We start from the raw sequence: 26,240 nt of genomic DNA, 5'->3' as shown, positions 1-26,240 counted from the left end.
AACTTAGGAACGCGTGCGCGGCGGGGCAATCGCGGTTATCAGGCTTTTGATGGGAAACTTGCTGATCTTCGGAATGGGCTACACCGCGCAGGTCCTCGCGGCGCGGCTGCGGGAGCAGGGCTGGACGGTGCGCGGAACTGGAAGTGCAGGCGATATCGCCTTTGTCGACAGGGCCTCGGTCGAGGCCGCGCTGGCGCAGGCAACGCATGTGCTGTCCTCGGTGCCGCCGTTTCGCGAGGGGGGCGACCCGGTGCTGCAGACCTATGCCGCGGCGATTGCCGCCGCGTCACTCGAGGCCATCGGCTACCTTTCCTCGACCGGCGTCTATGGCGATGCGGGTGGGGCGTGGGTGGATGAAAGCTCAATCGTCGGCACTGGGCGGCGTTCGGCGCGGACGCAGGCGGATCTTGATTGGCAGGCGCTATCGCCCAAAGTGCGGGTCTACCGCCTGCCCGGCATCTATGGGCCGGGGCGCAGCGCGTTGGAGCGGGTGGCCGAGGGCAGGGCGCATCGCATCGATATTCCGGGGCAGGTGTTCAGCCGCGTCCACGTCGAGGACATCGCCAGCGGGGTGATCGCCGGATTTGCAGGGCCAGCAGGCGTCTACAATCTCGCCGACGACCTGCCGTGCAGCCAGAACGCGGTAATCGAGGAGGCGGCACGGCTTCTGGGCGTTGCGCCGCCGCCGATGCAGTCGCTGGAAGAAGCCAATCTCTCGCCAATGGCTCTGGCCTTCTATGCCGAGAACCGCCGTGTGGCCAATGGCAAGGCCAAGCGCCTGCTCGGGTGGAAGCTTAGCTTTCCGACTTACCGCGACGGACTGCGCGCCCTCAACGCCAGCACCAGCCCGAGCATGGCCAGCGCCGATCCTGCGAGTGCCAGCACCGACCAGCGATAGCCCTCGAACGCGGTCGACAGCAGCATCGCGACAACCGGCACCAGCACTCCGTTGTAGGCCCCACGTCCTGCCCCGAGGCGCTGGAGCAGGCGGAAATAGAGCGGGAAGGTGAGGACAGACCCTATTATCCCGAGATAAAGTACCCCGAAGATGTAGCCCGGCCGGAAATCGAACTGCGGCGGTCCTTCCACGATCCAGGCAAAGGCGGCATCGAGGATGGCGCCAAACAGCAGGGCCCAGGCGAGCATCGGGATCATCGGAATGCCGCGCGCCATGCGGCTTGCTTGCAGGACGTTCGCCGACGACGCGCTGAACAGCGCGGCTGTGGTCAGCGCAATGCCGACAAGGACCTGCCCTTCGGGGGGCGCCATGCGGTATTCGTGCAGCAGCAACAGCACGATTCCGGCTCCTGCCACCACCGATCCACCAAGAAAGGCGCGGGTTACCGGTTGCTTGAGAAAGATCCAAGCCATCAGCGAATTGGGCACGACCAGCAGGCCGAAGACTACGGCGACGATGCCCGACGTCAGGTGGTGCTCGGCGCGGTACACGAACTGGAAGTTCATCACGAACTGCAGCAGGCCGAGCAGCGCGGCAACCTTGAGCGTGGTGTTAGAGACGCGCAGGGATTCCCGGCGAAACATGGCAACTGCGGCCATGCCGATGGCCGCTGCGATGAAGCGCCAGGTTACCGACCAGCTTGGCGGCACGCTGCCGATCTGGTCCTTGATCACCAGCCAGGTCGAGCCCCAGATCAGCGCGACGAGGAAAAACGGGCCGGCAACGTCGAGTTGCCAGAACCGGGCCTGACCCGGCTGCTCTGCCTCGGTCATAGCGCAGAGATTGCCCGCGCCAGCGCAGAGGCATGAGCCGGGTCGGTGTTCCACGCGGTGACCAGCCGCGCGGCACCGGGGGCGCCTTCAGGCGCAGTCCAGTCGTAGAAGTCGAAGCCCTGCGCGCGCAGCGTTGCCTGCTCTGCCGGGGAGAGCACGACGAAGATCTCGTTCGCTTCGACGGCGTGGAACACGCGCGATCCGCAAGCCTGCGCGATTTCCTGCGCGGCGGCGTTGGCGGCGCGGGCATTGTCGAGCCAGAGGTCGCCCTCGATCATCGCAAGAACCTGCGCTGCGAGGTACCGGCCCTTCGACTGAAGATGCCCGGCGCGCTTGCGGCGGTAGCGAACGACGTCAGCGAGTTCCATGTCGAAGAACACCAGCGCTTCCGCGTTCATGCCGCCGTTCTTGACGCAGCCGAAGGTCAGGACGTCGACGCCGGCTTGCGCCGTCACTTCGGCGGGATGGCAGCCAAGGTGCGCGACCGCATTGGCAAAACGCGCGCCGTCCATGTGCAGGCCAAGGCCGCGCCCTTGCGCAAGCGAGCCGATCCGGGCGACCTCTTCCGGCGTATAGACGCGGCCATATTCGGTCGCCTGGGTGATCGAGATGGCGTGAGGCTGGACCTGGTGGACGTCGTTGCGGATCGGGTCGATCACGCGCTCGATCGCCTGCGGGGTCAGCTTCGCGCCTTTGCCATCGGCGAGCATCAGCTTGGCGCCGTGGGTGTAGAAGCCGGGCGCACCGCCTTCGTCCATTTCGATATGGGCTTCGCGGTGGCAGACCACGCCGCCGTGGGGCGGGACCATGGCGGCAAGTGCGAGGCAATTGGCTGCCGTGCCGGTGGCAACCCATAGCGCCGTGCATTCGGTGCCAAACAGACAAGAGAACGCCTCGTCCAGATGGCGCGACAGGGCATCGCCGTCATAGCCCGAATCGGGCGCGTCGGCAGCGCGCATGGCGTCCCAGATCTTCGGGTGGACAGCGGCGGTGTTGTCGGAGAGAAATTTCATCGGAAACCGCAATGTCGGCAGCGGCGTTTCGGGTCAAGCAGTCACAAAAGGCCAAGGAACAACAATGTCGGACGTCACCATCACCCACCTCGATCAGGGCGCACGCGGCGAATATCATGCAAGGGTGGAAGGCAGCGATGCGATCGGGCGGCTGACCTATAAACGCCAGGGCGATATGGTGGTGGCCGATCACACGCTGGTGCCGACCGAGATTGGCGGGCGCGGCGTGGCGGCCGAACTGGTAAAGGCGCTGGTCAACGATGCCCGCCAGTTCGGCTTCAGGATCGTGCCGCAGTGCAGCTATGTCGAGGCCGCGTTCCGCCGCCACCCGGAGTGGGCCGACTTGCGCGCCTGATCAGAGGTTTCGGGGCAGCGATAGCGTGGCGACGAGGCCGCGCTCTTGCCAGTCGATGCCGAATGTGCCTCCACGGGCGGTGCAGATGCGTTCGATGAGCGAGAGGCCTTGCCCGCCTGCGCGCGATGTTGCGGAAACCGGTTGGGCCGATTGCTCCTCCCAGACGATGGTGTGGCGACCGCCAGTCGCGTCGCCTTCGACTGCTGCGCGCAGTGCTATGCTGCCACCGTGGCCGATGGCGCCGTGCTTGGTCGAATTCACGGTCAATTCGCCGACCACCAGCGAAATCACATCGGCCTCGCGTCGATCGATTTGCTGATTCGGCGCGCAATCGAGGTCCACCTGCATGCCCTGGGCCTTGCGGAAGGGCAGGAGCAACGTGGACAGCAGCTCCTGGAGGTCGGACTGCTCGCTTTCGCCATCGAACAGGGTCTGTGCCGTGGCGAGCGCCGATATTCGGGCCACCATGTCTGTGGCGAACGCAGTATTTGCCGCGTCTCCACGCGCCACGGTGCGCAACATGGCGCAGACCATGGCGAAACTGTTCTTGAGGCGGTGGCGCATCTCGGCCAGCAAAACTTTCAGCGCCTCGCGATCGGCGTGCAACTGGCTCACGTCCCGCGAAATGGAGATGTAGCCCGCATGTGCGCCGTCTGGCGTACGAACGGCTGAAAGGCTTACTTCCCACCAGCGCGGCGTGCCCTTGGCGGTGGGACAGAACGCTTCGAGTCGAACCACACCGGCGGAGCGGGCACCTTCAAGGGCCGAGCGGATCATCGGTTGGGCTTGCTGCGGCCAGAGGTTGGCCCATTCCTTCCCGTTAAGTTGTTCAAAGTCATCGATTTCCATGGCGCAAAGGCCGTTCGGATTCATCCACAAGAGATTGCCCTGAGGATCGACGAGTTTGACGCAGTCCGTGCTCTGTTCAAGAACGTGCGACAAGCTTTCAGGAGAGAGTTCTGCTTTCGAAAGCATCAGGAGCCCCACGTACTTGTCTCTGGCGATAAAGCCGCAACAGAACCTGAAGTTCCATATATCGAAAGTAAGATTTTACGGCAGATCATGCCGTGTATGCGGGGAAATGGTGCTGCTGGGGAGGATTGAACTCCCGACCTCAGCCTTACCAAGGATGCGCTCTACCACTGAGCTACAGCAGCACACCATTTCCGCGCTACCACTCCGGAGCCGCTGGACGGGCGGGGTGGGCAGGGGCGCGCTAATGACGGGGGCATGGGCCTTTGTCAAGCGACGTTCCAGCCTCATCTTCGACAAGACTTGCAGGAACATGGCGCAATCGGCATTCACACCGGAATGAGCGACCCCAAATCCCCGATAAGCCGCGAAGAACGCCTGGCGGCCCGCCTGCGCGAGAACCTGAAGCGTCGCAAGGCGCAGGCCAGGGCGATGGGTGCTGCTGATGTGATGGCAGTCGAATCGCCCGATTCGCCGGAAACCGGGCTTTCCAATCCGGCCGCCTGACGCTAGGGGCGCGGTTCATTTTCTTTGTCAGTTACAGGATGCCCCGATGCCTCGCCTGATCCTGATTCGCCACGGCCAGTCGCAGTGGAACCTCGAGAACCGCTTCACCGGCTGGTGGGACGTTGACGTTACGGAAAAGGGCGCGGCCGAAGCCTTCGCCGCCGGCAAGCTGCTCAAGGACAAGGGTGTGCTGCCGACGCTGGCCTTCACCTCGCTGCAGACCCGCGCGATCAAGACGCTGCATCTGGCGCTTGAGGCAGCCGGGCGCCTGTGGGTGCAGGAAGACAAGGACTGGCGCCTGAACGAGCGCCACTATGGCGGCCTGACCGGGCTCGACAAGGCCGAGACCGCGGCCAAGCATGGCGACGATCAGGTCAAGGTCTGGCGCCGCAGCTTCGACGTGCCGCCGCCGGTGCTGGAAGCGGGCAGCGAATTCGATCTGTCGTCCGACCCGCGCTATGCCGGGATCGCGGTGCCCGCCACCGAAAGCCTCAAGGACACCATCGCGCGCGTGCTGCCGTGCTGGGAAGAGAAGATCGCGCCTGCGCTGCGCGCCGGGGAGACGGTGATCGTCTCGGCCCATGGCAATTCCTTGCGCGCGCTGGTCAAGCACCTGTCGGGCATTTCCGACGAGGACATCACCGGGCTGGAAATTCCGACCGGCCAGCCGATCGTCTATGAACTCGACGACAACCTCGCCGAGATTGAACGCTATTACCTCTCGGAGCGCTGAGCGCACGACAGCCTGAAGGGGGCGGGAGATGTCTGAGAAGCCTTTGGTCGCCATCGTCATGGGCAGCCAGTCCGACTGGGAGACGATGAAGAACGCCTCTGCCGTGCTGGAGAAGCTCGGCGTGGCGCACGAATGCCGCATCGTCTCGGCCCACCGCACGCCCGAGCGGCTGGTGAGCTTTGCCAAGGGCGCGCACACTGAAGGCTTCAAGGTGGTGATCGCTGGCGCTGGCGGCGCGGCGCACCTGCCAGGCATGGTCGCATCAATGACCCACCTGCCGGTGCTCGGCGTGCCGGTGGAGTCCAAGGCGCTGAAGGGCATGGATTCGCTGCTGTCGATCGTGCAGATGCCGGGTGGCATACCGGTCGGCACGCTGGCGATCGGCGTTCCGGGGGCGACGAATGCGGGCATCCTTGCCGCTTCGATTCTTGCGACGTCGGATGAGGCACTGGCCGAGCGGCTGATCGCCTTCCGCACCGCGCAGACCGATTCGGTGGCGGAGAAGCCGGTCTGATGATCCCTCCCGGCGAGACGATCGGCATCCTCGGGGGCGGCCAGCTTGGCCGGATGATCGCGCTGGCGGCGGCGAACCTGGGCTATCGCTGCCACGTATATGCGCCGGAAGCGGATTCGATTGCCGCCGATGTCTGTGCGGCGTTCACGCAAGGCGCGTATGACGACGAGGCGTCGCTCGCGGATTTTGCCGCGCAGTGTGCGGTCGTGACCTACGAGTTCGAGAACGTGGCTGCGGCACCTCTGGCTGCGGTGACCGCGCATGCGCCGCTGCATCCTCCGGCCAGGGCGCTGGAAGTGGCGCAGGACCGGGTGAACGAGAAGTCGTTCGTGGAAGGCTTGGGCGGTCGGCCCGCGCCTTGGGCGACGGTCGATACGATGGAGGACCTGCGCGCGGCGGTGGCCAGCATCGGCGCACCGGGCATCCTCAAGACGCGGCGCGATGGCTATGACGGCAAGGGCCAGTGGCGGATCATGCAGGCGTCGGACGTCGACGCGGTAGAGCTGCCTGGCAAGCCGCTCATCTTCGAAGGCTTCGTGACCTTCGACGCCGAGTTCTCGGTGATCCTCGTGCGCACCGAAGCGGGCGAGGTGCGCTTCTGGGACAGCGCCGAGAACGTGCACAAGGGCGGCATTCTGGATCGTTCGACCGTGCCGGCCTCGCCGGTGATTGTCGCACAGGTTGAAGAGGCACGGGCGCTGGCAGCGAAAGTGGCCGATGCGCTGGACTATGTCGGCGTGCTGACGCTGGAATTCTTCGCGACGGCGGACGGCCCGGTGTTCAACGAGATGGCGCCACGCGTGCACAATTCCGGGCACTGGACTATCGAGGGCGCGCTCACCAGCCAGTTCGAGAACCACGTGCGGGCGATCTGCGCCTTGCCACTGGGATCGACCGCGTTGGCGGCCAAGGGCGTGGTCATGGACAACCTGATCGGCGATGACGCGCACGATTGGCCAGCGATCCTGTCCGACCCCGCCAATCACCTGCACTTGTATGGCAAGGCGGCAGTGCGGCCGGGGCGCAAGATGGGCCACGTGACGCGGCTGGTGCTGTGAGCGGGGTTCGACCCGGACTTTTCCTGATCTATGCCCGCGCCACCAATGGCGTGATCGGCAAGGACAATGCCTTGCCGTGGCGGCTGCCTGCGGACCTGAAGCGGTTCAAGGCGCTGACCATGAACAAGCCCATGATCATGGGCCGCAAGACCTTCGAGAGCCTGCCGGGCCTGCTGCCCGGTCGCCGTCATATCGTGCTGACGCGCGATGGCGGGTGGAGCGCTGACGGGGCGGAAGTGGCGACCTCCGTCGAGCAGGCGCTCTCGATTGCGGGAGCGGGCGAAGTCGCTGTCGTCGGTGGGGCGGAGATCTACCGCCTGTTCATGCCCCTTGCCGAACGCGTGGAATTGACCGAGATACACGGAAAGTTCGAGGGCGATACCGTGATGGAGCCGCTCGGACCGGAGTGGACAGAGGTATCGCGCGACGTGCATCCGGCTGAGTCTGGCAGACCTGCTTTCGATTTCGTCACTTACGCCAAGGCTGGCGCATGATCCGCCTCGACAGCCTGCAGCCAGTGCCGGAAGACATGCGCGGCGGGATCGTGGCGCTCGGCAACTTCGACGGGTTCCACCTCGGGCATCAGGCCGTGGTGGGCGAGGCGATCCGCTGGGCCAAGGCGGAGGGGCGTCCGGCCATCGTCGCCACGTTCGATCCGCATCCGGTGCGGCACTTCAAGCCCGATGCCGAGCCGTTCCGCCTGACCACGCTGGATCAGCGGCAGGAGCTGTTCGGCGCGGCGGGGGCCGATGCCATGCTGGTGATCCACTTCAGCGCGGACGTTGCCGGGATGACCGCGCTCGAGTGGATCGAGGCGGGGCTGGTCGGGCATCTCGGTGCGGTGGGCGTTGTCACAGGCGAGGACTTCACCTTCGGCAAGGGCCGCAGCGGCAATGCGCAGGTCTTGCGCGAAGACGGGCCACGCTTCGGGTTGCGCGCGCGCGCGGTGGGGCCGGTCACGCTGGAGGGCGAGGTTGTCTCCTCCAGCCGCATTCGCGACGCCCTGAAATCGGGCGATTGCGAGGCGGCGACGAAGCTGCTGACGCGGCCCTTCGCGATCAGGGGCATGGTGCAGCATGGCGACAAGCTGGGCCGGACGATCAACTTCCCCACCGCCAACCTCGACATCGGCATGTACCTGCGCCCGCGCTATGGCATTTACGCGGTGACCGGGCGTCTGCCTGACGGGCGCGTGCTCAAGGGCGCTGCCAATCTGGGCATTCGCCCGACGTTTGATCCGCCCAAGGAACTGCTCGAGCCGCACTTCTTCGATTTTGCCGGCGATCTCTATGGGCAGGAAATCGAGGTAGCGTTCCACCACTTCCTGCGGCCCGAGGCGAAGTTCGATGGGCTGGATGCGCTGGTGGCGCAGATGGAGCGCGATTGCGAACGGGCGCGCGAGTTGCTGGCGTAGCGGCGGATTCTGTTTCACGCAGAGGCGCAGAGAAAGCAGAGGGCGCGGAGAAGAGTAGAATATTCTCACGCAAAGACGCAAAGACGCGAAGGTGTAGCGCTTTGCGGCGAAGCCGCCTTGACCCGCTGGCGCTCCAGACGATAGGCAATCAAGGCCTGCGGCGCTACCGATCTCTTTGCGTCTTTGCGTCTTTGCGTGAGACATTCCGGGCGAAGCCCGCAAACTTCTCTGCGATCCCTGCCCCCTCTGCGCCTCTGCGCGAAACGACTCTCCCGCCACGCCAGAAAAATTGCGCAAAGCCCACAGCAGCGCTAAGGCCCGCCGGTCATGACCGAGCAACGCGACTACCGCCCGACCGTCTTCCTGCCGAAGACCGATTTCCCGATGAAGGCTGGCCTGCCCCAGAAGGAGCCGGTGATCCTGCAACGCTGGCAGGATGAAGGGATTTATCAGAAGGTCCGCGAAAGCCGCAAAGGCCGCGAAAAGTTCATCCTGCATGACGGCCCGCCCTATGCCAATGGCGACATGCACATCGGTCATGCGCTGAACCATATCCTGAAAGACATGGTCTGCCGCACCCAGACGCTGCTGGGCAAGGACGCGCCCTATGTGCCTGGCTGGGACTGCCACGGCCTGCCCATCGAATGGAAGGTCGAGGAAGAGTACCGCAAGAAGAAGAAGAACAAGGACGAGGTTCCGCCAAAGGAATTCCGCGCCGAATGCCGCGCCTATGCCCAGAAGTGGGTCGACGTGCAGCGCGAGCAGCTGAAGCGCCTCGGCATCAATGGCGATTGGGACAACCCCTACCTGACGATGGACAGTCAGGCTGAGGGCACCATCGTGCGCGAACTGCTGAAGTTTGCCGAAAGCGGCCAGCTCTATCGCGGGGCCAAGCCGGTGATGTGGTCCCCGGTCGAAAAGACCGCGCTGGCCGAGGCCGAGGTCGAGTACGAGGACATCGTCTCGACGCAGATCGACGTGGCGTTCGAGATTGTTGAGTCGCCGATCCCCGAACTGGTCGGCGCGCATGCTGTGATCTGGACGACGACGCCTTGGACGATCCCGGTGAACCAGGCTTTGGCTTATGGGCCTGAGGTTGAGTATGTGCTGCTGTCTGTCACAGCGGATACTGTTGGAGTTGGCGCGAGTGGCGACAAGCGGGTCAACGAGGTGTTGGCGGCAGCCGGTCTGCCTTTCCATACCAACCGGATTTCCAAGTTTCTTGTTGCGAAAGAATTGGCGACCTCCTTCTCGGATCGCCTGAACAAGGCAGCAAAGGCGCTCGAATTCGGTGACGATGGAGCACCATCTCTCCAAGAGTTCGTCGATCCAGATTCGGATGTAGATGCCTCAATCAAGGGCTCCGATCTCGCCGGAACCGTCTGCCGCCACCCGATGCACGCGCTCGGCGGCTTCTTCGCCAAGCCGCGCCCGATGCTGCCCGGCGATTTCGTCACCACCGACAGCGGCACCGGCCTTGTCCACATGGCGCCCGATCATGGCGAGGACGATTTTGCGCTGTGCAAGGCGCACGGGATCGAGCCGGTCTTCGCGGTGCAGGGCGATGGCAAGTATCGTGAGGACTGGGGCTGGCTCGGCGGACAGGGATCGGTCATCAATCCCAAGTTCAACGCGCCCGACGGCCCGATCTGCGAGGCCCTGCGCGACGCTGGCGGGCTGCTGGCGGCAAGTGCCGACTACAAGCATTCCTACCCGCATTCGTGGCGTTCGAAGGCCAAGGTGATCTATCGCTGCACGCCGCAGTGGTTCGTGCCGATGGATCGGGCGATTACCCCTCCACCCCCGCCTGCGGCGGCGGTCCCCCTCCCCGTTTATCCTGCGGAGAAACAGGGAGGATCAAATCCTCCCCATTTTGTGGAACCAAATGGGGAGGTGGCAGCGCGTAGCGCTGACGGAGGGGCTACTTTGCGCGAGATCGCCCTCCAAGCCATCGCCGACACGCGCTTCGTCCCCGAGAAGGGCCGCAACCGCATCGGTGCGATGGTCGAGGGCCGCCCTGACTGGGTGCTTTCCCGCCAGCGCGCTTGGGGCGTGCCGATCACGCTGTTCGTCGATCGCAAGACCGGGCAGTACCTCAACGATCCGGACGTCAACGCGCGCATCGTCGCGGCGGTCATGGCCGAGGGCGTGGATGCGTGGGACGAGGAACGGGCGCAGGAGTACCTGGGCGAGAAGTACAAGCTCGAGGATTACGAGCGCGTCACCGACATTCTCGACGTGTGGTTCGATTCCGGCTCCACCCACGCCTTCGTGCTGGAATCGGGGCGCTGGCCGGACCTGCAATGGCCGGCGAATCTCTATCTTGAAGGGTCGGACCAGCATCGCGGCTGGTTCCAGTCTTCGCTGCTGGAATCCTGCGCCACGCGAGGGCGTGCGCCTTACGACGCGGTGCTGACGCACGGGTTCACCATGGACCAGAAGGGCATGAAGATGTCCAAGTCCCTGGGCAACACGATCAGCCCGATCGACCTGATGCGCGATTACGGCGCGGATATCCTGCGGCTCTGGGCGCTCTCGGTCGACTTCACCGAGGACCACCGCATCGGCAAGGAGATCCTCCAGGGCGTTGCCGACCAGTACCGCAAGCTGCGCAACACCTACCGCTACCTGCTCGGCGCGCTGGACGGCTTTAGCGAGGACGAGCGGCTGCCGGTGGCGGATATGCCCGAGCTGGAGCAGTACATGCTCGGCCTGCTCGGCAAGCTGGACGCCACGCTGAAGCAGGCCGTCGAGGACTTCGACTACAACACCTATGTCCGCGCACTGACCGACTTCTGCAACGAGGACCTTTCGGCCTTCTTCTTCGATATCCGCAAGGACTGCCTCTACTGCGACGCGGTGACGGACCCCAAGCGCCGCGCCTATCGCACCGTGCTCGACACCCTGTTCCACGCGCTGGTCCGCTATGGCGCGCCGGTGCTGGTGTTCACGGCGGAAGAGGTATGGGCCTCGCGCTATCCGGGCAGCGACAGCGTGCATCTGCTGGAATGGCCGGAGGTGCCCGCGGTTTCGGTGGACGAAGCGCGCTGGAGTGAACTTCGCGCGCTGCGCCAGACGGTGAATGAAGCCATCGAGCCGCTGCGCCGCGAGAAGGTGCTGGGTTCGGGGCTGGAAGCTGTGGTGACCGTGCCGGACAGCGCGCCGGAGGCCGATCTCGCAGAGCTGTTCATCACCGCGACAGTCAATCGCGGGCAGGGCAGTGACGTGACCGTCACCCGTTCCACCGACCACAAGTGCGGCCGTTGCTGGCGCCTGCTTCCGGAAGTTTCGGAAGACGGCGACCTGTGCAACCGTTGCGACGCGGTCGTGACGGCGATTGACGCAGGCGCGGTCGCTTGATGCTGGCGCGCCCGCGCATCGAGGGCCTTGGCCTTGCACTGCTGGTCGCGGTGGTCGACCGGATCGTCAAGGCGGTGATGGTCGGCCCGCTGATGCTGCGCGACATTGGCGTGATTGACCTGCTGCCGTTCTTCGACCTGCGCTATGCTGAGAATTACGGCGTTTCGTTCGGCATGTTCACGGCGACATCGATGGAGATGCGGTACGGGCTGATCATCGTCACCGCGCTCATCGCACTGGGCGTGACGGTGTGGATGCTGCGCGAGACCTTGCGGGGCGATATCCTGGCGCTGGGGCTCGTGCTGGGCGGAGCGCTCGGCAATATCTATGACCGGCTGACGCTGGGCTATGTGATCGATTATGCCGACCTGCACATCGGCGGATGGCGGCCTTTCGCCATCTTCAATCTGGCCGACGTGGCGATCACGTTCGGCGTCCTGATACTGCTTGCCCGCTCGTTCAAATCGCGCGAAAAGCCAAACGATAGCGGCGACCATACCGCCACGGAGAATGCATGATGCGTAAAGCTGCCGCCCTTGCTCTTGTCGTCTCGGGGGCGACCCTGCTCTCGGCCTGCGGTGGCGGCGGTTCGCTGTTCAACCGTGACCGTCCCGATGAAATGGCAGTGACCCGCGCTGCGCCGCTGGTGGTGCCGCCCGATTTCGCGCTGACCCCGCCGAGCCCCGGCGCGCCGCGTCCGCAGGATTCGGAAACCGGCAAGCAGACGCTCGAAACCCTGTTCGGCGGTCCTTCGGCGCGCTCCAGCGTCGAGACCGACGCTCTCAATCGTGCGGGCACGGCCGCCGCCTCGATCCGCTCGACCGTGGGCGATCCCGCGACGCAGACCGTGGCCAAGGGCCAAGTCGTGCGCGACATCCTCGCCGCGCCGGAAGGTGACGGTCAGGCCGCTTCGGCTTCTATCCCGGGCTGAGTTTTCGGCTTGCGTGTGATGTGAAAGCCCCGCTCCGGCGGGGCTTTTTGCGTCAGACGCGCCAGTCTATCGCACCACGGCCATGGGTTTCGAGGAAGGCATTGGCCTGGCTGAACGGTTTCGAACCGAAGAAGCCCTTGTAGGCCGAGAGCGGGCTGGGGTGCTGCGCCTTCAGCACGAGATGCGGGCCGTTCTGCAGGGCGCCGATCCGCGCTGCCTTCTTCTGCGCATGGCTGCCCCACAGCATGAACACGGTGGGATCGGGCCGCGAGGCGACAGCTTCGACGGCGGCATCGGTGAGCAGTTCCCAGCCCATGCCCTGATGCGAGCCGGCATGGGCCGCCTCGACAGTCAGCGCGTTGTTGAGCAGCAGCACGCCTTGCTGCGCCCAGCGCGTCAGGTTGCCGTGGGGGGCGCGGGGGATGCCGAGGTCGGCTTCGAGCTCCTTGTAGATGTTCACCAGGCTCTGCGGGATCCTGACGCCGTGCTGTACCGAGAAGGCGAGGCCGTGCGCCTGGCCCGGGCCGTGGTACGGGTCCTGCCCGAGGATGACCACGCGCACCTGATCGAGCGGCGTGAGTTCCAGCGCGGCGAGGCGCGCATCGCGTGGCGGGTATATGGCCTTGGCCGACCGCTCTTCGGCGTCGAGGAAGGCGTCCAGATCGCGCAAGGGGGGGGAATGCAGGACCGGTTCGAGGCTCGGTCGCCAGCTTTCGGGCAAGGAAATGATGGTCATCTTGGCGAAAGGTTAGACGGTTAGGAGGCCCACCCGCAAGCAGGGTTCCGGGACGGGCCGGTGCTTGCTAACAGCGCATGGCTGTACGGAGTGCTTTGATGAAGATCGCAATGGTTGGCTCGGGCTATGTCGGGCTGGTTTCGGGAGCCTGCTTTGCCGATTTCGGCCACGATGTGGTGTGCATCGACAAGGACGAGAGCAAGATCGAGCGGCTGCGCGCCGGCGTCATGCCGATCTACGAGCCGGGCCTTGCCGAGCTGGTCGCCGCCAACGTCAAGGCCGGACGCCTGTCATTCTCGACCGATCTTGCCAGTTCCATCGAAGATGCTGCGGCAATCTTTATCGCCGTGGGCACGCCTTCACGCCGGGGTGATGGCCACGCCGACCTGACTTATGTCTATGCCGTGGCGCAGGAACTGGCGGAGAACATCAGGACGCCGACTGTTGTGGTGACCAAATCGACTGTGCCGGTAGGCACCGGCGACGAGGTGGAGCGGATCATTCGCGAGAGCGGAACCGATGTGCGGTTCGCCGTGGTATCCAACCCTGAATTTCTGCGCGAGGGCGCCGCGATCGGCGATTTCAAGCGGCCTGACCGCATCGTCATCGGTGCCGAGGAGGAATGGGCGCGCGGCGTGATGCGCGAGGTTTATCGCCCGCTGTTCCTCAACCGGGCGCCGATCCTGTTTACCTCGCGCCGCAGCAGTGAGCTGATCAAGTACGCCGCCAATGCCTTTCTCGCCACCAAGATCACCTTCATCAACGAGATGGCGGATCTGTGCGAGAAGGTCGGCGGCGACGTGCAGGACGTGGCGCGGGGCATCGGCCTCGACAACCGCATCGGTTCGAAATTCCTGCACGCCGGGCCGGGCTATGGCGGATCGTGCTTCCCCAAGGACACGCTGGCGCTGCTCAAGACCGCCGAGGATTACAACAGCCCGGTGCGGCTGGTCGAAGCGGTGGTAAAGGTCAACGACAGCCGCAAGCGCGCGATGGGCCGCAAGGTGATCGAGGCGCTTGGCGGCGATGCGCGGGGCAAGCGCGTGGCGCTGCTCGGGCTGACGTTCAAACCCAACACCGACGACATGCGCGATGCCCCCTCGATTGCGATCGTGCAGACGCTACTCGATGCGGGGGCCGAAGTGGTGGCCTACGATCCGGAAGGCATGGAGGCCGCGGCCGAGATCATGCCTGAGGTGACGATGGCAGCATCGACTTATGCAGCCGTCGCGGAAGCTGACGCGGTCGCCTTGGTCACCGAATGGGATGCGTTCCGCGCGCTTGATTTTGCCCGGGTGAAGAGCCTGATGAATGCGCCGGTGCTGGTGGACCTGCGCAATGTCTATGACCCGGCCGAGGCGCGTGCGGCAGGCTTTGCCTACAGCAGCATCGGCCGGGTCTGAGAAGGTCAGACCAGGCCTGCCTCGGCGCTGATGGCGGCGTCCTCATCTTCCACAGCGGGACGCTGGGTGCCCCAGTGGATCGAACTCCACACGCGCTCGTGGAAGTAATAGAGCCCGATCTTCGTGATCACTTCGGTCCCGGCGATAGCGCCGGCAGCCTTGGCGCTGCCGGTGAACAGCCAACCAAGCAGGAACGTGTCGATACTTCCCAGCGTCCGCCAGCTGATCGCCTTGACGATCGAGCGGGTGTGCGCCTCGTGTCCGTGAAACAGAATCATTGGCGGTTCCCTCCCGGCCAGAGATGCTTGCCTAGATCGTCGGAGCCCAGCCGAGAAGGGCATTCACGATGCGCTCGGCTGCGTCCTCGGGCGATTCCTGGGTGGTATCGACGCGGAAGTCCGGGTTTTCGGGTGCTTCGTAGGGACTGTCGATGCCGGTGAAGTTCTTGAGCTGGCCGGAACGCGCCTTCTTGTAGAGGCCCTTGACGTCGCGCGCCTCGGCTACTTCCAGCGGGGTGTCGACGAAGATTTCGACGAATTCACCCGTCGCCATCAACCCGCGCACCATCTCGCGCTCGGCGCGGAACGGGCTGATGAAGGCGGTCAGCACGATCAGGCCGGCATCGGTCATCAGGCGCGCGACTTCGCCGACGCGGCGGATGTTCTCGATGCGGTCGGCCTCGGTAAAGCCGAGATCCTTGTTGAGGCCATGGCGCACGTTGTCGCCGTCCAGCAGGAAGGTGTGCTTGCCCACGGCGTGCAGGCGCTTCTCGACCAGGTTGGCGATGGTCGACTTGCCAGAGCCCGACAGGCCGGTGAACCACAGCACCTTGGGGCTTTGGCGCTTGAGCGCGGCATGGGCCTCGCGGCTGATGTCGAGCGCCTGCCAGTGCACGTTCTGGGCGCGGCGCAGCGAGAAGTTGAGCATGCCGGCGGCGACTGTGGCGTTGCTCATCTTGTCGATCAGCACGAAGCCGCCGAGCGTGCGGTTGTCGCCGTAGGCCTCGAACACCAGCGGTTTGTCGGTGGCGATCTCGGCCACGCCTATGGCGTTCAACTCCAGAGTCTTCGCAGCAAGCTGCTCCATCGTGTTGACGTTCACGACGTACTTCGGCTGCTGCACGGTGACCGAAACGGTCTGCGTGGCAAGCTTGAGCCAGTAGGCGCGCCCCGGCAGCATGGCTTCGTCATTGAGCCAGACGAGAGTCGCCTCGAACTGGTCTGCGGCCTGCGGGGGATTGTCGGCAAGGCTGATCACGTCCCCGCGCGAACAATCGACTTCGTCAGCCAGGCACAGCGTGACCGACTGTCCGGCAACCCCTTGTTCGAGATCGCCGTCAAGCGTGACGATGCGGGTGACCTTGCTGGTCTTGCCCGAAGGCAGGACGCGCACTTCGTCGCCCGGCTTGACCGAGCCGGTAGCGATCAGGCCAGAAAAGCCGCGGAAATCGAGGTTGGGGCGGTTGACCCACTGCACCGGCATGCGGAACGGCTTGTCGGCATCGACCGAGGACAGCACTTCGACGGTTTCGAGGTGCTCGACCAGCGTCGGTCCCTGATACCATGGCGTGTTGGCCGAAGGCGTGGTGATGTTGTCGCCCTTGAAGCCGGAAATCGGCATGGCGGTGAAGCTCTCGATGCCGATGGACTTCGCGAACTCGCCGTAGTCCTTGACGATGGCGTCGAAGGTGGCCTGATCGTAGTTCACCAGGTCCATCTTGTTCACGGCCAGCACGATGTTGCGGATGCCGATCAGGTGGCACAGGTAGGAGTGGCGGCGCGTCTGCACCAGCACGCCCTTGCGCGCGTCGATCAGGATCACCGCGAGGTCGGCCGTGGAGGCGCCGGTGACCATGTTGCGGGTGTACTGCTCGTGGCCGGGGCAATCGGCGACGATGAACTTGCGCTTCTCGGTGTTGAAGAAGCGATAGGCGACGTCGATGGTGATGCCCTGCTCGCGCTCGGCGGCGAGGCCGTCAACCAGCAGCGCGAAGTCGATGTCCTGTCCCTGCGTGCCGACCTTCTTCGAATCGTTCTCGAGCGCGGCGAGCTGGTCTTCGAAGATCATCTTCGAATCATAGAGCAGGCGGCCGATCAGCGTCGACTTGCCATCGTCCACCGACCCGCAGGTGATGAAGCGCAGCATGGTCTTGTGCTGATGCTGTTCGAGATAGGCGTCGATGTCCTCGGCGATGAGGGCTTCGGTCTTGTAGATGACGTCTTGCCCAAGTGTCGTTTCCGTCATCAGAAGTACCCCTGCTGCTTCTTAACTTCCATGCCGGCGCCACCGGCATCCTTGTCGATCACGCGGCCCTGGCGTTCGCTGGTGGTGGTCAGCAGGGTTTCCTGAATGACTTCGGGCAGCGTCTTGGCAGTGCTTTCGACTGCCCCGGTCAGCGGGAAGCAGCCCAATGTGCGGAAGCGGACCGACTTCATGGTGATTTCGGGGCGATAGCTCAGCACCTTCTCGAGGCGCTCGATATCGTCGGCCATGAACAGCTGGCCTTCCCACTCGTAGGTCGGGCGCTCGTCCGCGAAATAGAGCGGGACGATCGGCACGTCGTTGAGGTGGATGTACTGCCAGATGTCGAGCTCGGTCCAGTTCGAGATCGGGAATACGCGGATCGATTCGCCCTTGTTCTTGCGTGCGTTGTACAAGTTCCACAGTTCGGGGCGCTGGTTCTTGGGATCCCAGCCGTGGCTGGCGGTGCGGAACGAGAAGATGCGCTCCTTGGCGCGGCTCTTTTCCTCGTCGCGCCGCGCGCCGCCAAAGGCCGCGTCGAAGCCGTACTTGTCGAGCGCCTGCTTGAGCCCTTCGGTCTTCCACATGTCCGTGTGGAGCGAGCCATGGTCGAACGGGTTTATGCCCTTCTCGGCGGCTTCCGGGTTCTGGTAGATGAGCAGTTCCATGCCGCTCTCTGCCGCCATCTTGTCGCGCAGCGCGTACATGTCCTTGAACTTCCACGTGGTATCGACATGGAGCAGCGGGAACGGCGGCGGCGAGGGGTAGAAGGCCTTGCGCGCGAGATGCAGCATCACCGCGCTGTCCTTGCCGACGGAATAGAGCATCACCGGATTGGTCGCCTCGGCGACGACCTCGCGCATGATGTGGATCGCCTCGGATTCCAGGCGTTCGAGGTGGGTCAGGGTCTTGGCGTCGAATGCCACGGCTCTCGCTCCGTAATTGCGTTGCCGCTCCTTGCGCGATTTGCAGTACCCCGTGCGCTCCCATTTGGGAGCATGGCGCGCAGGCAATACTTTCTCCCTCGAAACGACAGCTTGATAGGCACGCGCCGCCGCTCGTTGGGGGACTGAAAGCTTGCGGGCACTTGCCCAACCGCCTAAGCGACAGGGATGGCAGTTCATTTCCACGAAGAAGACCTTCCCGAGGGCGTGCTTGCGCCGGGTCCCGTCGCCGTCGACACCGAAACCATGGGGCTTATCACCCCGCGCGACCGGCTATGCGTGGTGCAGATTTCCGACGGCCGCGGCGACGAACATCTCGTCCGCTTCTCGCCGGGCAGCAGCTTTGCCGCGCCCAACCTTAAAGCGGTTCTGGCGGATCCCTCGCGGATCAAGCTCTACCACTTCGCGCGCTTCGACCTGGCGGCGATCGAGCATTACCTCGGCGTCGTTGCGGCACCGGTGTTCTGCACCAAGATCGCCTCGAAGCTGGTGCGCACCTATACCGACCGCCACGGTCTCAAAGATCTGGTGCGCGAACTGCTCGGCAAGGAGATTTCCAAGCAGCAGCAGTCAAGCGACTGGGGCGGGCCGGTGCTGTCCGATGCGCAACAGGAATACGCCGCATCCGACGTGCGCCACCTTCATGCCATGCACACGATCCTGGTCGAGCGGCTGGAGCGTGAAGGCCGCACGGCGATGGCGCAGGCCTGCTTCGATTTTCTGCCGATGCGTGCCCGGCTCGACCTTGCCGGTTGGGCCGAGCGCGACATCTTCAGCCACGCGGACATGAAAAGCTCCCTAGTCGAGCAATTGCTACGATCGGGAATGCCGAAGCCCGCGAGGCCAAAGTCCGAAACGAGGGGAAAGAGACCCGGACCCGCATGGCATCGGCATTACCCGATGCGGTCCGACATCACGAAGCGAACTGCCACTATGGCCAGAACGCCGCGCCAGAGGGGCCCGGTCCGCTCAGATAATGTGGAGTGATTCGGTCCGGATTGCAAGAGGGATGTGCTGGGGCGCGTAAAGGATCGTGCCGCACGTCAGACCTGCAGGACGCAACGCCCCCCTCCCGCAGGCGGGAGGGGTCGGGGGTGGGCAAGCGGCACGGCATAAACCTCTCTCCAAATCCGCTTGCACCTGCAACCAGATTTGATATTAATTTGATATCAGATTTAAGGGGAATCTCCGATGTCCGAGTCGAAGACGCATTCTGCCAGCACCGAAAGGGGCGCCTGGTCGATCAGTGGCTATCTCATGTTGGTCCTCATGGTCGTGCTGGTGATCCTCACCGGCGCACGGGTGCTGGGCTTTGCCAGCGGCAACCCGTCGGAAGATGCCGTGCCCGGCTTCATCGCCACGATCGCCGCGCTGCCGGTTGTCATCGTGTTCATCGCTTCGGGCTTCTACATGATCCAGCCCAACCAGGCCGCGGCGATCAACCTGTTCGGCTCCTATCGCGGCACGGACCGCAACCACGGGCTGCGCTGGGTCTGGCCGTGGATGACCAAGACCAAGATCTCGGTCCGCGCCAACAACGTCGTTTCGGAAAAGCTCAAGGTCAACGACCTGCGCGGCAACCCGATCGAGATCGCTGCCAACGTCGTGTGGCGCGTGTCCGATACCGCGCAGGCCCTGTTCGATGTCGATGACTACAAGGCCTTCGTCTTCGTCCAGATCGAAAGCGCGGTGCGCTCGATCGGCTCGCGCTACCCTTATGACGATATCGAGCATCACGAGGTCACGCTGCGCGGCCACCACGATCAGATCAACGCCGAACTGCGCACCGAACTCAACGCGCGGCTGGTTCTGGCGGGCATCACGGTTGACGAATGCGGGCTCACCCACCTTGCCTATGCGCCCGAAATTGCCGGGGCCATGCTGCGCCGCCAGCAGGCCGAAGCCGTGATCTCGGCCCGCAAGAAGCTGGTCGAAGGCGCAGTCTCGATGGTCGAAATGGCGCTTACCCAGCTTTCGGAAAAGAACGTGGTCGAACTGGATGACGAACGCCGCGCCGCCATGGTCTCGAACCTGATGGTCGTGCTCTGTGGCGAGCGTGATACCCAGCCGGTCGTCAACACCGGCACGCTTTACCAGTAAGGCGCGCGAGCCATGGCGCCAAGTCCGAAGAAGGCCTTTCCATTGCGCATCGATCCGGCTCTGTTCGCCGCGATCGAGCGCACGGCCTCGGCCGACTTGCGCTCAGCCAATGCCCAGATCGAAGTGCTGCTGCGCGAGGCCTTGACCCGACGCGGCGTGAAGCTGGCCGCTGCCGAGCCCGTGAAGCGCGGAAGGCCAGCAAAAACGGAGAACAGTGATGGTTGATCCTCGCTACACCACCCGCCCGCCCAAGGCGGAATTGCCCGCCGATGACGGCGCCTGGTTCGCCCCCAAGCGCTTCGGGCTCGGCTCCGGCCTGCCGATCCGCTGGCAGGGTTGGGCGCTGATCGTCGGCTACGTCGCACTGCTGCTGCTGGTAAAGTGGCTCGACGACAGCGGCGACGGACGCCTTCGCACGCTTGGCTTTGCGTTGTTCGTCGTCGCTACGGCGGTCGTCTTCTCGATCTCGGCCAGGCGCACGCGCGGTGGCTGGAAGTGGCGCTGGGGCAAGAGCGATTGATCGGGCAGATTGCCCCTGTGACTTCGGACAGGCCCGCGGTTCCCAACGGAACATAAGGGCCTGTCAATCATTCCGCGCTACCCCGGTGTTCGAAATCGCCGGGGACCAGATATGCGCATGATGAACCCATTCGCCTCCCGAGAGCGCCGCCACCGTGGCCAGCGCCTTGCCGTCTTCCTGCTGGGAATAGCGGTGGTCGCAACGATTCCGGCCACCGCGCTCTTCGCACAGGGCCAGCGCTCGCCCTACACCGTGGTCGAGACGGGCCGGAGCTATGCCGCGCTCCAGCAGGCGGTGAACGCCATCGGCGAAGGCAGCGGCACGATCCGCATCGAACCGGGCGTCTATCGCGATTGCGCGGTGCAGCAGGCAGGCGACGTCGGCTTCATCGCGCAAGTCCCGGGCCAGACGGTGTTCGATGGCGCGGCTTGCGAAGGCAAGGCCGCCATCGTCGCGCGCGGCCGCTCCACCACGGTCGAGGGCCTGATCTTCCAGAACATCCGCGTGCCCGATGCCAATGGCTCGGGGATCCGGCTTGAACGCGGCAACCTCACCGTGCGACAGTCCTGGTTCCGTGACAGCGAGCAGGGCATTCTCTCCGCCGACGATCCTGCGGGTGCCGTTCTCATTGAAAAGTCGACCTTTTCACGGCTCGGCCGGTGCGACCGCGGATTGTCCTGCGCCCACTCGGTCTACTTCGGCGATTACGGCAGCGTCACCATCCGCCGCAGCCGCTTCGAAGCTGGGCGTGGCGGCCACTATGTGAAAAGCCGCGCGGGCCGCGTCGAGGTCATCCAGTCGAGCTTTGACGATACCGCCGGAAAAACAACCAATTACATGATCGACTTGCCCGCTGGCGCCACCGGTCGCATCGCCGACAACGTCTTCGTCCAGGGCCTCGACAAGGAAAACTACAGCGCCTTCATCGCGATCGCCGCCGAGGGCAAGACGCACCCGGCGACCGGCCTTGCGATTGTTGGAAACGATGCGCGGTTTGCGCCGGGAGTGAGTCGTTCGTCGGCATTCGTCGCGGACTGGTCGGGCGACAAACTGGCGCTCGGCGCCAACGCCCTCGGGGCGGGCCTCAGCCGCTTCGAGTCCCGCTAGAGTTCCGCCGAGTTTGGGTGGAGTTGTCGCTCTGCCCGCGAGAGTCTATCTGGAGTTGGAATGTTGCATTCACCGCTCCTGAAGCTGGGCGGGCGGCTCTGGGCGCTCCTTCTTGCCCTTACCGTCCTGACCCACGCAATTGCCCCGTTCGAGGCACCCGTGACCGTGCGTCACGGCTCGGCCTTCAGTGCGGCGACGGTGGACACGGCGGTCGCCCCGGCCAATCGCGCGCAAATTCAACGTGTTGCCGTGCCGATGGCACCGCCGCCGCCGCTTGCTCTCGCACCCGAACCGGCAGCGCCCGCGCTGTTCCAGCCCGAGGGTTTCTGGCCCCCGCAAACCGCGCCCCCCGCACCGCAGCCGCTCGCACTGCTGCCTGCGCCAAGGGCGCCACCACGTTCCTGACCTTGAGCCCGCGCCCTTCCGGCGCAGTTCAAAAACATGTCAGGAATACAGCAATGTCAAACACTTCCACGATTGCGAAAGCAGTCGACGCCCGCCGCGCCCACGTCGAGGCGCTCCTCTCCGCTTACCCCGATGTCACGCCGGAAGAGCGGCAGCTCATGGTCAACTGGTTCCGCTCCGAAGCCAGCGCGCTCGATGTTGCGCTCGTCGCCAGCAACCCCGCCGCCGAACGCGGCTACCGCCACTTCCGCTCTGAAAACGTGGACAAATTCACACTCAAGGACATGGGCTATGCGCTCGGCTTTGCAGTGATAATCGCGCTCGCCGTGCTGCTGATCGCGTGGCGCGCCTTCTAACGAAGCAAGTGACCGGTGCGATCCCGCTTGGTGTCGAGATAGCGCTGGTTGTGGGGGTTGGCGGGGAGCTGGTGTGCCACGCGCTCCGTCACCTCCACTCCAAGTGCCTGCAAAGTCGCCACTTTCTGCGGGTTGTTGGTGAGCAGACGGATCGACCGCACGCCGAGCAGATCAAGCATCCGCGCCGCCACCGGGAAGTCACGAGCCTCGCTCGGCAGGCCAAGGCGCTCGTTGGCATCGACGGTGTCGAAGCCCTGGTCCTGCAGTTCGTAGGCGCGCAGTTTGTTGATCAACCCGATGCCGCGGCCTTCCTGCCGCAGGTAGAGCAGCACGCCCCAGCCGCCCGCATTGGCTTCCTCGGCCATGCGGGCCAGCGCGGCATCGAGCTGCGGGCCGCAATCGCATTTGAGGCTGCCGAGAATGTCGCCGGTCAGGCATTCGCTGTGCAGGCGCACCACCGGCTCGCGCTCGCTGGTCTGCGTGCCAATCACCAGCGCGACGTGCTCGCGCAAGTCATCCCGCGCACGAAATGCCACGATTTCAGCATGTTCGCAGGCGTGAACGGGCAGGCGGGCGCGGGCCTGGATGGTGAGGTTGAGCGGATCCTTGAACGCCGCGAGGTCGTCGGTCGAAACCTCCGCCGCGATTTCCACGCCGGTCGAGAGCAGGAATGCGGGCAGGATTCCGGCCAGCCGCGCCATGTCCATTGCCGCAACGGCAGCATCGTGCGCCTCGATCGGATCGGCCTTGAACGGCCCGCGCAAGGGCGAGCCCAGATCCTGCGCCGGGTCGGCCAGGTTGCGCGCGGAGTTGAGGCTGAACGGCTCTGCGCCGTGGATCATCACCGGCGCTTCCGGAACGGCAGCGTCACGCTGGTTGGCAAGTTTCAGCGTTGCCGCGCGGGCGGCGGAGATCAGCAGGCGCGCGGCGTAGATGCCGGGCTGGGCGAAGGCGGTTTCGGCAGGCAGCAGATCGAGCGCGCCGTCCGTTCCGGTCACGCGGATCGCCCAGCCGTGGCGCAGCGCGTCGAGCGCCTTTGCTACGTTGCGGGATTCGCTCACAAATCCAGCTCGGTGATGAGCGGGATGTGATCGGAAGGCTGCTCCCACTTGCGCGTTTCCTCGACGAAGCGGTGCGAACGGGTCTGCGCGGCAGCTTCGGGCGAGGCCCACATGTGGTCAAGGCGGCGGCCCTGATCCTTGGCGCGCCAGTAGGAGCGGTAGGACCACCACGAGTAATTGCGTTCGGGCGCGGGGATGTGCTTGCGGCCAAGGTCGATCCAGCCGTGGGCATCGGCAAAGCGCTGCAGCGTCTCGACCTCGATCGGCGTATGGCTGACGACCTTGAGCAGCGCCTTGTGGTCGTAGACGTCGCATTCCAGCGGGGCGATGTTGAAATCGCCGGTGATCAGCGTCGGGCGCTCGATCTTCTCGGCCCAGCGGGTCATGCGTTCGAGGAAGTCGAGCTTCTGGCCGAATTTGGGGTTCACCGCGCGGTCGGCCACGTCGCCGCCTGCGGGAATGTAGACGTTCTCGACGATCAGCCCGTTGCCCGGCCCGAGCAGCTCGACGCCGATGTGCCGCGCCTCGCCATTGTCCTGCCAGTCATGCTTGCTGAAATCGCGGAACGGGATGCGGCTGACGGTGGCGACGCCGTGGTAGCCCTTCTGCCCATGGACCGCGCGGTGGGTGTAACCGAGCTTCTCGAACACCTCGTGCGGGAACAGGTTCTCCGGCGTCTTGATCTCCTGCAGGCACAGCACGTCGGGCGATTCGTGCAGGAGAAAACGTTCGACCTGATCGGCGCGCAAGCGGACCGAATTGATGTTCCATGTGGCAACCGAGATCATGGCGCTGCTTTAGGGTTGCGGGGGGGTGATTGCTAGATGGGATGTGGTGTGCAGTCAAAGCTACCGCAAAGCCATGACAGCAAACACAACTGCGAATACACTGTGAACCGCCGCACTCCAGGTAGCGAAGCCGCGCTTGAAGCTGCCTTTTTCCGATTTGCGCGTGATGATAGCGGCGGCAGCCGCAATAGGCACCGCGATAAACAACCCAATCAACGCAAACACGCTAGGAGCCGGGAAATCGAGGGCCGCTTGCGCAATTGCATAAAGGACGGCGGCAAGGATCATTGCAGCATGTCCACCAGAATTCCAGCGCATCTCCTGTCTTAGCATAACAGCACTTCTTAAGCTGCCTCCTGCAACCGCCGAACAGCAGGCTGCGCATGCTGTCGCGCGCGCCACAGGTCATAGTTGGCCTGCATCGCCAGCCACGCCCGGGCTGTACTTGCCCCTGCCTGTTCAAGCCGCAGCGCCAGATCAGGGCTGATGCCCGCCTTGCCGTTCAGCACGCGCGAGAGGGCGACGCGCGACATCGCGAGGCGGCTGGCCGCCTCGGTGACGGACAGGTTCAGCGCTTCGATAACCTCGTCACGAAGCAGTTCGCCGGGATGGGGAGGGTTGTACATCATGGTCATGGGCCGCACCCTATACCGTTCGGCGCGTGATTCCACCCCTCCACTACCAGCTCCGCCGGCGGTCCCCCTCCCCGTTTGTCCTCCGGAAAAACGGGGAGGATTGAGGCGCGATTTTATCGTTCGAGCTTCGTCTCCTGCGTGAGCGAGGATGGTGGTCTTCGAGAACCGGCGCGCAGCGACCTTGATGGTCGTGAGCACCGGAAGCGCAAGAAGGCTGCCGTCCGCAGCCGCGCAGGGGGCGAAGATCGGATGATAAAACAAAACCCTCGGACCGGGGGCATTGGTCCGAGGGTTCCATTTGCGTTCGTCACGCTTGACGCGGCGGTCTCCAGGAGACCGGGCAACAGGGGGGAAACCCGCCTCGACCGCCTCGTCGAAAACCGTTCTACGCCCGCCTCGCTTGCGCCCCGATGAACGGTGTCTGCAGGTTGGTCGCAGCTTGTCGCAGGGGGTGAACGGTTGGGGGGTGAGGTGATGGTTTGCGACGATGGGTGGTGGTGGGGCACGAGTAACCCCTTCAAAAATTCATTCGTCACCCCGGACTTGATCCGGGGTCCCGCTATTTGGCGAACGCTCAGGAAGCGGGATCCCGGGCCAAGCCCGGGATGACGAAGTGAGGGTGGATGTTTCGCTAGATCAGCGCGTCACGGGACGGCGCGGATCTGTCCAGCGGAAGGTGCTGTCGTTCACCGCCACGCCGTACTGATGGCCCGAGAGGCGGACGGTGGTGCGCTTGTTCTGCGAATCGAGGGCGACCCACGAATCGAGCTGCAGGCCACCGGGCGCGCCGGCTTTGCGCACGAAGATCATGGTGATCGTGCCGTATTCGGGATGCTTGGGGTCGCGCACCTGGAGGCTGATCACGCCCGGATCGCCGGTGGGCAGTTGCTTGGCAAAGCGCGCCACGTCCTTCCTGGGATCGAGCAGCGCGCCCAGCGGGCTGTTGCCGATCGGCCAGCGCTGAACCTGACGGACTTCGTAGTCGATCATGGTCAGCGCCCGGCCGTCGCCCACGATCAGCAGGGGCACGCCCTTCTGATACTGGAAGCGGATCTTGCCGGGCTGCTTCATCGTCAGCACGCCCGAAACGCTCTGGCCCGAACGATCGGTCTGCGTGAAGTTTGCGCGCAGCGTGGTGATGCCGCGCAGCGCAGAGACCGCGCGATCGATGTCGGAGGCTTGCGCCTGCGCCACGGTGGGCGCGAGAAGCATTGCGGGCGTGGCCGCAGCGAAGGCAAGCGAAAGGGCCGCAGCGGAATAGGTTACCGGGCGGCCCATCTTGCGAATCGAGAAGATTGTATTGTTCATCGCCGTTCCTTGCAGTGTCGGCGTTGAACTCGCCGTGAACCGTCCCGG

30 protein-coding genes, 1 tRNA gene and 1 pseudogene are annotated in these 26,240 nt (G+C 64.5%); 19 read left to right on the top strand and 13 right to left on the bottom strand.

The window, feature by feature from the left end; translation table 11 throughout:
* Positions 1 to 49: 49 nt before the first annotated feature.
* A complete protein-coding gene (locus tag HGI46_RS08825) occupies positions 50 to 898 on the top strand; it encodes an SDR family NAD(P)-dependent oxidoreductase (protein ID WP_168903888.1) in 849 nt (282 codons plus the stop codon).
* Here HGI46_RS08825 and HGI46_RS08820 read toward each other — a convergent pair.
* The gene (locus HGI46_RS08820; RefSeq protein WP_168903887.1) at positions 808 to 1,731 is read right to left on the bottom strand and encodes an EamA family transporter; all 924 of its coding nucleotides are present in this window, start codon (positions 1,729 to 1,731) and stop codon (positions 808 to 810) included. The genes HGI46_RS08825 and HGI46_RS08820 overlap by 91 nt on opposite strands.
* Complete coding sequence (locus HGI46_RS08815) at positions 1,728 to 2,744, bottom strand: beta-eliminating lyase-related protein (protein ID WP_118072590.1); 1,017 nt, start codon at positions 2,742 to 2,744, stop codon at positions 1,728 to 1,730. The genes HGI46_RS08820 and HGI46_RS08815 overlap by 4 nt, the downstream gene beginning before the upstream one ends.
* A 64-nt stretch (positions 2,745 to 2,808) precedes the next feature.
* Between HGI46_RS08815 and HGI46_RS08810 the strand changes: the two genes are divergently transcribed.
* A complete protein-coding gene (locus HGI46_RS08810) occupies positions 2,809 to 3,099 on the top strand; it encodes a GNAT family N-acetyltransferase (protein WP_118072589.1) in 291 nt (96 codons plus the stop codon).
* Here HGI46_RS08810 and HGI46_RS08805 read toward each other — a convergent pair whose 3' ends face one another.
* Complete coding sequence (locus tag HGI46_RS08805; protein ID WP_168903886.1) at positions 3,100 to 4,074, bottom strand: PAS domain-containing protein; 975 nt, start codon at positions 4,072 to 4,074, stop codon at positions 3,100 to 3,102.
* A 107-nt stretch (positions 4,075 to 4,181) separates the two neighbouring features.
* A tRNA-Thr gene (locus tag HGI46_RS08800) sits at positions 4,182 to 4,256 on the bottom strand.
* Positions 4,257 to 4,410: 154 nt separating this feature from the next.
* On the opposite strand from HGI46_RS08800, the gene HGI46_RS08795 reads away from it, so the two are divergent.
* The 9 genes from HGI46_RS08795 to HGI46_RS08755 all read left to right on the top strand — a co-directional run bounded on the left by HGI46_RS08795 (position 4,411) and on the right by HGI46_RS08755 (position 12,588).
* Entirely contained in the window at positions 4,411 to 4,578 is a 168-nt protein-coding gene (locus tag HGI46_RS08795) for a hypothetical protein (protein WP_162895890.1), read from the top strand.
* Between the two features lie 46 nt (positions 4,579 to 4,624).
* Positions 4,625 to 5,311 carry a 2,3-diphosphoglycerate-dependent phosphoglycerate mutase gene (gene gpmA / locus HGI46_RS08790; RefSeq protein WP_168903885.1) on the top strand — a complete coding sequence of 229 codons (687 nt, stop codon included), beginning with the start codon at positions 4,625 to 4,627 and terminating at the stop codon, positions 5,309 to 5,311.
* Between the two features lie 28 nt (positions 5,312 to 5,339).
* Entirely contained in the window at positions 5,340 to 5,825 is a 486-nt protein-coding gene (gene purE, locus HGI46_RS08785; protein ID WP_168903884.1) for a 5-(carboxyamino)imidazole ribonucleotide mutase, read from the top strand.
* Complete coding sequence (locus tag HGI46_RS08780; RefSeq protein ID WP_168903883.1) at positions 5,825 to 6,883, top strand: 5-(carboxyamino)imidazole ribonucleotide synthase; 1,059 nt, start codon at positions 5,825 to 5,827, stop codon at positions 6,881 to 6,883. The genes purE and HGI46_RS08780 overlap by 1 nt, the downstream gene beginning before the upstream one ends.
* Positions 6,880 to 7,377 carry a dihydrofolate reductase gene (locus HGI46_RS08775; protein ID WP_346766698.1) on the top strand — a complete coding sequence of 166 codons (498 nt, stop codon included), beginning with the start codon at positions 6,880 to 6,882 and terminating at the stop codon, positions 7,375 to 7,377. Before HGI46_RS08780 ends, HGI46_RS08775 begins: the two co-directional genes overlap by 4 nt.
* Positions 7,374 to 8,297 (top strand): bifunctional riboflavin kinase/FAD synthetase, encoded by a 924-nt coding sequence (locus HGI46_RS08770; RefSeq protein WP_206065636.1) that lies wholly within the window; start codon positions 7,374 to 7,376, stop codon positions 8,295 to 8,297. Before HGI46_RS08775 ends, HGI46_RS08770 begins: the two co-directional genes overlap by 4 nt.
* 327 nt (positions 8,298 to 8,624) lie before the next feature.
* Positions 8,625 to 11,657 (top strand): isoleucine--tRNA ligase, encoded by a 3,033-nt coding sequence (gene ileS, locus HGI46_RS08765; RefSeq protein WP_168903882.1) that lies wholly within the window; start codon positions 8,625 to 8,627, stop codon positions 11,655 to 11,657.
* Entirely contained in the window at positions 11,657 to 12,175 is a 519-nt protein-coding gene (gene lspA / locus HGI46_RS08760) for a signal peptidase II (protein ID WP_168904171.1), read from the top strand. Before ileS ends, lspA begins: the two co-directional genes overlap by 1 nt.
* Positions 12,172 to 12,588, top strand: coding sequence for a DUF3035 domain-containing protein (locus tag HGI46_RS08755; RefSeq protein WP_082013469.1), 417 nt, complete (start codon positions 12,172 to 12,174; stop codon positions 12,586 to 12,588). The genes lspA and HGI46_RS08755 overlap by 4 nt, the downstream gene beginning before the upstream one ends.
* A gap of 52 nt (positions 12,589 to 12,640) precedes the next feature.
* On the opposite strand, the gene ung is transcribed toward HGI46_RS08755, so the two are convergent.
* Positions 12,641 to 13,324, bottom strand: a complete 684-nt coding sequence (gene ung, locus HGI46_RS08750) for a uracil-DNA glycosylase (protein ID WP_168903881.1) — start codon at positions 13,322 to 13,324, stop codon at positions 12,641 to 12,643.
* Between the two features lie 98 nt (positions 13,325 to 13,422).
* Between ung and HGI46_RS08745 the strand changes: the two genes are divergently transcribed.
* Entirely contained in the window at positions 13,423 to 14,727 is a 1,305-nt protein-coding gene (locus tag HGI46_RS08745; RefSeq protein ID WP_168903880.1) for a UDP-glucose/GDP-mannose dehydrogenase family protein, read from the top strand.
* 5 nt (positions 14,728 to 14,732) lie between these two features.
* Here the strand turns inward: HGI46_RS08745 and HGI46_RS08740 are convergent, their stop codons facing one another.
* Genes HGI46_RS08740 through cysD form a run of 3 tightly spaced genes read right to left on the bottom strand, consistent with a single transcriptional unit; the run spans position 14,733 to position 17,894 of the window.
* Complete coding sequence (locus HGI46_RS08740) at positions 14,733 to 15,005, bottom strand: DUF2061 domain-containing protein (RefSeq protein WP_118072579.1); 273 nt, start codon at positions 15,003 to 15,005, stop codon at positions 14,733 to 14,735.
* A 31-nt stretch (positions 15,006 to 15,036) separates the two neighbouring features.
* Positions 15,037 to 16,971: a sulfate adenylyltransferase subunit CysN gene (gene cysN, locus HGI46_RS08735; protein ID WP_118072578.1), complete on the bottom strand. Its 1,935-nt coding sequence runs from the start codon at positions 16,969 to 16,971 to the stop codon at positions 15,037 to 15,039.
* Positions 16,971 to 17,894, bottom strand: a complete 924-nt coding sequence (gene cysD / locus HGI46_RS08730) for a sulfate adenylyltransferase subunit CysD (protein ID WP_118072577.1) — start codon at positions 17,892 to 17,894, stop codon at positions 16,971 to 16,973. The genes cysN and cysD overlap by 1 nt, the downstream gene beginning before the upstream one ends.
* Positions 17,895 to 18,080: 186 nt before the next feature.
* On the opposite strand from cysD, the pseudogene HGI46_RS08725 reads away from it, so the two are divergent.
* The 7 genes and pseudogenes from HGI46_RS08725 to HGI46_RS08695 form a co-directional block, all read left to right on the top strand.
* A pseudogene (locus HGI46_RS08725) lies at positions 18,081 to 18,692 on the top strand (ribonuclease D); the annotation flags it as partial.
* Between the two features lie 411 nt (positions 18,693 to 19,103).
* On the top strand, positions 19,104 to 20,012 hold the full coding sequence (locus HGI46_RS08720; protein WP_168903879.1) for an SPFH domain-containing protein: 909 nt from the start codon (positions 19,104 to 19,106) through the stop codon (positions 20,010 to 20,012).
* A gap of 12 nt (positions 20,013 to 20,024) precedes the next feature.
* Entirely contained in the window at positions 20,025 to 20,237 is a 213-nt protein-coding gene (locus HGI46_RS08715; protein WP_084279467.1) for a hypothetical protein, read from the top strand.
* Positions 20,230 to 20,532: a hypothetical protein gene (locus tag HGI46_RS08710; protein WP_118072575.1), complete on the top strand. Its 303-nt coding sequence runs from the start codon at positions 20,230 to 20,232 to the stop codon at positions 20,530 to 20,532. The genes HGI46_RS08715 and HGI46_RS08710 overlap by 8 nt, the downstream gene beginning before the upstream one ends.
* 111 nt (positions 20,533 to 20,643) lie before the next feature.
* Positions 20,644 to 21,639: a right-handed parallel beta-helix repeat-containing protein gene (locus tag HGI46_RS08705; RefSeq protein ID WP_168903878.1), complete on the top strand. Its 996-nt coding sequence runs from the start codon at positions 20,644 to 20,646 to the stop codon at positions 21,637 to 21,639.
* Between the two features lie 60 nt (positions 21,640 to 21,699).
* Positions 21,700 to 22,044, top strand: coding sequence for a hypothetical protein (locus tag HGI46_RS08700; protein ID WP_168903877.1), 345 nt, complete (start codon positions 21,700 to 21,702; stop codon positions 22,042 to 22,044).
* A gap of 53 nt (positions 22,045 to 22,097) precedes the next feature.
* Positions 22,098 to 22,400 carry a hypothetical protein gene (locus HGI46_RS08695; protein WP_168903876.1) on the top strand — a complete coding sequence of 101 codons (303 nt, stop codon included), beginning with the start codon at positions 22,098 to 22,100 and terminating at the stop codon, positions 22,398 to 22,400.
* Here HGI46_RS08695 and ribA read toward each other — a convergent pair.
* The 5 genes from ribA to HGI46_RS08670 form a co-directional block, all read right to left on the bottom strand.
* Positions 22,397 to 23,461, bottom strand: coding sequence for a GTP cyclohydrolase II (gene ribA / locus HGI46_RS08690; RefSeq protein ID WP_168903875.1), 1,065 nt, complete (start codon positions 23,459 to 23,461; stop codon positions 22,397 to 22,399). The genes HGI46_RS08695 and ribA overlap by 4 nt on opposite strands.
* Positions 23,458 to 24,249 carry an exodeoxyribonuclease III gene (locus HGI46_RS08685; protein ID WP_168903874.1) on the bottom strand — a complete coding sequence of 264 codons (792 nt, stop codon included), beginning with the start codon at positions 24,247 to 24,249 and terminating at the stop codon, positions 23,458 to 23,460. Before HGI46_RS08685 ends, ribA begins: the two co-directional genes overlap by 4 nt.
* A gap of 60 nt (positions 24,250 to 24,309) precedes the next feature.
* Positions 24,310 to 24,537 (bottom strand): hypothetical protein, encoded by a 228-nt coding sequence (locus tag HGI46_RS08680; RefSeq protein WP_168903873.1) that lies wholly within the window; start codon positions 24,535 to 24,537, stop codon positions 24,310 to 24,312.
* A gap of 56 nt (positions 24,538 to 24,593) precedes the next feature.
* Entirely contained in the window at positions 24,594 to 24,884 is a 291-nt protein-coding gene (locus HGI46_RS08675) for a HigA family addiction module antitoxin (RefSeq protein WP_206065634.1), read from the bottom strand.
* A 636-nt stretch (positions 24,885 to 25,520) separates the two neighbouring features.
* Positions 25,521 to 26,192, bottom strand: coding sequence for an outer membrane lipoprotein carrier protein LolA (locus HGI46_RS08670; RefSeq protein WP_168903872.1), 672 nt, complete (start codon positions 26,190 to 26,192; stop codon positions 25,521 to 25,523).
* Positions 26,193 to 26,240: the final 48 nt, after the last annotated feature.

This window comes from Novosphingobium sp. ERW19 (assembly GCF_012641315.1).
Taxonomy (GTDB): Bacteria; Pseudomonadota; Alphaproteobacteria; order Sphingomonadales; family Sphingomonadaceae; genus Novosphingobium.
The sequence above is the reverse complement of the archived record's forward strand: the minus strand, read 5'-3'. Positions and strand labels throughout refer to the sequence as shown.